This is a genomic window from Devosia sp., assembly GCF_034675085.1.
Taxonomy (GTDB): domain Bacteria; phylum Pseudomonadota; class Alphaproteobacteria; order Rhizobiales; family Devosiaceae; genus Devosia.
The window spans coordinates 1-4062 of record NZ_JAUCDN010000291.1; the positions used below are offsets into that span (position 1 = coordinate 1).

General features: G+C 63.7%; 4 protein-coding genes. All 4 read right to left on the reverse strand.

What is annotated here, in order from left to right; genetic code table 11:
• Nucleotides 1-273 precede the first annotated feature (273 nt).
• Entirely contained in the window at nt 274-1179 is a 906-nt protein-coding gene (sucD, locus tag VDP82_RS14900; RefSeq protein ID WP_323015621.1) for a succinate--CoA ligase subunit alpha, read from the reverse strand.
• Nucleotides 1180-1203: 24 nt separating this feature from the next.
• Nucleotides 1204-2403 (reverse strand): ADP-forming succinate--CoA ligase subunit beta, encoded by a 1200-nt coding sequence (gene sucC, locus VDP82_RS14905; protein WP_323015622.1) that lies wholly within the window; start codon nt 2401-2403, stop codon nt 1204-1206.
• Nucleotides 2404-2495: 92 nt separating this feature from the next.
• On the reverse strand, nt 2496-3458 hold the full coding sequence (gene mdh / locus VDP82_RS14910) for a malate dehydrogenase (protein WP_323015623.1): 963 nt from the start codon (nt 3456-3458) through the stop codon (nt 2496-2498).
• Nucleotides 3459-3801: 343 nt separating this feature from the next.
• Nucleotides 3802-4062: AFG1/ZapE family ATPase (gene zapE, locus VDP82_RS14915; protein ID WP_323015624.1), on the reverse strand; the 261-nt coding region annotated here is incomplete at its 5' end.

The window sequence follows — 4062 nt, forward strand, 5'->3', positions numbered from 1 at the left end:
CGGTCTCAGCCGCGGTCAATTCAGCCAATATAGTATGGACCGGGCTTCCTTTGCATCCTGTAAAGACTTACGGCGCCCCGAGGCGCCGCTGCTCGCATTCTCAGATAGCACCCAACCGTGACCGAAGCGCGACCGACATTGGTCGCATGGCTCCCTCATGCAGCGCTTTTTCGTCATTGCCGGGCTTGTCCCGGCAATCCACCCTGGGCAGGCATGGACCACCGGGACAGGCCCGGTGGCAACGGTGCTTGGCGGCATGAAAATCCAGTCCGCTCAGCCCTTGAGCACCTCGGACAGGGTCTTGCCGATCCGGGCCGGGGAGGAGGAAACGCGGATGCCCGCCGCTTCCATCGCCGCGATCTTTTCCTCGGCGCCGCCCTTGCCGCCCGAAATCACCGCGCCGGCATGGCCCATGGTGCGTCCCGCCGGCGCCGTGCGCCCGGCGATGAAGCCGGCCATCGGCTTCTTGCGGCCCTTCCTGGCCTCGTCGATGAGGAACTGTGCAGCTTCCTCTTCGGCCGAGCCGCCGATTTCGCCGATCATGATGATCGACTTGGTGGCCTCGTCGGCCAGGAACATCTCAAGCACGTCGATGAACTCGGTGCCCTTGACCGGATCGCCGCCAATGCCCACGGCCGTGGTCTGGCCCAGGCCCTCATTGGTGGTCTGGAACACCGCCTCATAGGTCAGCGTGCCGGAGCGCGAAACGATGCCGACCGAGCCCTTGGAAAAGATCGAGCCGGGCATGATGCCGATCTTGCACTCTTCCGGGGTGAGCACGCCGGGGCAGTTCGGCCCGAGCAGGCGCGACTTGGACTTTTCCAGCTTGGCCTTGACCCGCACCATGTCGAGCACCGGCACGCCCTCGGTGATGCAGACGATGAGCGGAATTTCCGCCTCGATCGCTTCCTCGATGGCGGCGGCGGCGCCCGGAGGCGGCACATAGATGACCGAGGCATTGGCGCCGGTCTTTTCCTTGCCCTCGGCGACGCTGGCAAAAACCGGCAGCTCGGTGCCATCGACACCGGAGGACCAGGTTTCACCGGCCTTCTTGGGGTTCACCCCGCCCACCATCTTGGTGCCGTAATAGGCCAGGGCCTGTTCGGTGTGGAAGGTGCCGGTCTTGCCGGTCAGGCCCTGCACGAGAACCTTGGTGTCCTTGTTGACGAGAATAGACATCGGTTTTTCTTCTCCTGCGGGCGCTTAGGCGGCTTTGCCGACGGCGGCGACGATCTTCTGCGCCGCATCGTCGAGGTCATCGGCGGAAATGACGTTGAGACCGGACTTGTCCAGGATCTCCTTGCCTTCCTTGACGCGGGTGCCTTCCAGGCGCACCACCAGCGGCACTTCCAGGCCCACCTCCTTGACCGCGGCGATGACGCCCTCGGCAATGACGTCGCAGCGCATGATGCCGCCGAAGATGTTGACCAGAATGCCCTTCACCGCCGGATCGGCCGTGATGATCTTGAAGGCCGCCGTGACCTTTTCCTTGCTGGCGCCACCGCCCACATCGAGGAAATTGGCCGGCTCGGCGCCGTAGAGCTTGATGATGTCCATGGTGGACATGGCCAGGCCCGCCCCATTGACCATGCAGCCGATATTGCCGTCCAGCGCCACATAGGCGAGGTCGTATTTGGACGCCTCGATCTCCTTGGCATCCTCTTCGGTGAGGTCGCGCAGCGGCTTGAGCTCTTCATGGCGGAAGCCGGCATTGTTGTCGAAGCTGACCTTGGCGTCGAGCACGCGCAGATGCCCGTCGGTCATCACGATCAGCGGATTGACTTCCAGAAGGCTCATGTCCTTCTCGGTGAAGGCCTTGTAGAGGATGGGGAAGAGCTTCCTGCCATCCTCGGCGGCGGCGCCGTCGAGCTTGAGGGCGGCGTTGATCTTGTCCACATCGGCCGCGCCGACCCCCGCCAGCGGATCGATGGCAACGGTGATGATCTTTTCAGGCGTGGCCTCGGCCACCGCCTCGATGTCCATGCCGCCTTCGGTCGAGACCACGAAGGAGACGCGGCCGGTGGCGCGATCGACCAGCAGCGAGCAGTAAAGCTCGCGGGCGATATCGGCGCCATCCTCGATATAGAGGCGGTTGACCTGCTTGCCGGCCGGGCCGGTCTGCTTGGTCACGAGCGTATTGCCCAGCATTTCGCGCGAGAAGGCGACGACCTCGTCGATCGACTTGGCCAGGCGCACGCCGCCCTTGGCGTCGGGGCCCAATTCCTTGAACTTGCCCTTGCCGCGCCCGCCGGCATGGATCTGGCTCTTGACCACATAGAGCGGGCCGGGAAGCGATTTGGCGGCGGCTTCGGCCTCATCGGCCGAGAAGATGGCGACGCCCGCAGCGACCGGCGCGCCATAATCCTTGAGCAGCGCCTTGGCCTGGTGTTCGTGGATATTCATGCTTTTCCCCTTGGGTGGGCAGACGATAACCGGACAATTCTAGAGACCGGAAAGGCTTGAGCCGCCGGCTTGTGCCAGCGGCTCGGAATGGATCAGGCCAGCTTGGGCGCGATCTTCTTACAGGCTTCGATCAGCCCTTCGACCGCCGCGACCGACTTGTCGAAGGCCTTCTGCTCGGCCGAATTGAGCGCGATCTCGACCACCTTCTCGGCGCCGCCGGCGCCGATGATGACCGGCACGCCGACATAGGTGTTCTTGACGCCATATTCGCCATCCAGATGGGCGGCGGCGGGCAGAACGCGCTTCTTGTCCTTGAGATAGCTCTCGGCCATGGCGATGGCCGAAGCGGCCGGCGCATAGAAGGCCGAACCGGTCTTGAGCAGCCCGACGATCTCGGCACCGCCATCGCGGGTGCGCTGGATGATCTGGTCGAGCTTTTCCTTGCTCATCCAGCCCATCTTGACGATATCGGTGAGCGGAATGCCGGCAACGGTGGAATAGCGCGCCAGCGGCACCATGGTGTCGCCATGCCCGCCCAGAACGAAGGCGTTGACGTCCTCGACCGACACCTTGAGCTCGTCGGCGATGAAATGGACGAACCGCGAGCTATCCAGCACGCCGGCCATGCCGATGACCTTGTTGGCGGGCAGGCCGGAGAATTTCTGCAACGCCCAGACCATGGCGTCGAGCGGATTGGTGATGCAGATGACGAAGGCATTGGGGGCATATTTGGCAATGCCGGCGCCCACCTGCTCCATCACCTTGAGGTTGATTTCCAGGAGGTCGTCGCGGCTCATGCCCGGCTTGCGCGGCACGCCTGCGGTGACGATGACCACGTCGGCGCCTTCGATGTCCTTATATTCGGACGTGCCCTTCATGACCGCATCGAACCCCTGGGTGGGGGCGGACTGGGCGATGTCCAGCGCCTTGCCGGGGCCGACACCATCCACAACGTCGAACAGGACGATATCGCCCAGTTCCTTCTGTGCCGAGAGCAGGGCCAGCGTGCCCCCGATCTGGCCAGCACCGATTAGGGCAATCTTCTTGCGCGCCATAAGTCATCATCCCAGACTGCGTTGAATTGGCGCACGTTTAACGCTACCGCCCCGCACGGGCAAGTGAACCCTTCGTCTAAAACAGAGTTTCGCCCTTGCCATTGGGCGATGGGGGCATGTCCGATGGGCAAAGCAGGCTCGGGCCACTGGCCTTGGCCCTGAGTTTCCAAAGCCACCGACGCTGCCCACGGGCGTGACCCGTGGGCCGGCTGGAGAGCCATTGCAGCTTCGGTGTTTGCGGATAATGGCCCGCGGATCAGGTCCGCGGGCAGCGCCGGGGTTTGTGGCGACTATCTTACCCACCCCCTGCGCCGGGATGCCAGCGGGGAACAACCGGCCGGTCTCACTCCGCCGCGTCGCGCAGGCTCTGGGCCAGATAGTCTTCGGACTGCATTTCGGTGAGGCGGGAAATGGTGCGCTGGAATTCGAAGGCGGTGCGGTCGTCGCGCCCCAATTGCTCCAGCGGGACCGCGAAGCTGGCGCCCAGTTTCACGCCCCGGTCATAGAGATTGTCGATAAGCAGGATGAAGCGCTTGGCCGCGTCCGATTTGGTGCGGTCCATCTGCGGGATGTCGTCGATGAGGATGGAATCGAACTGGTGGGC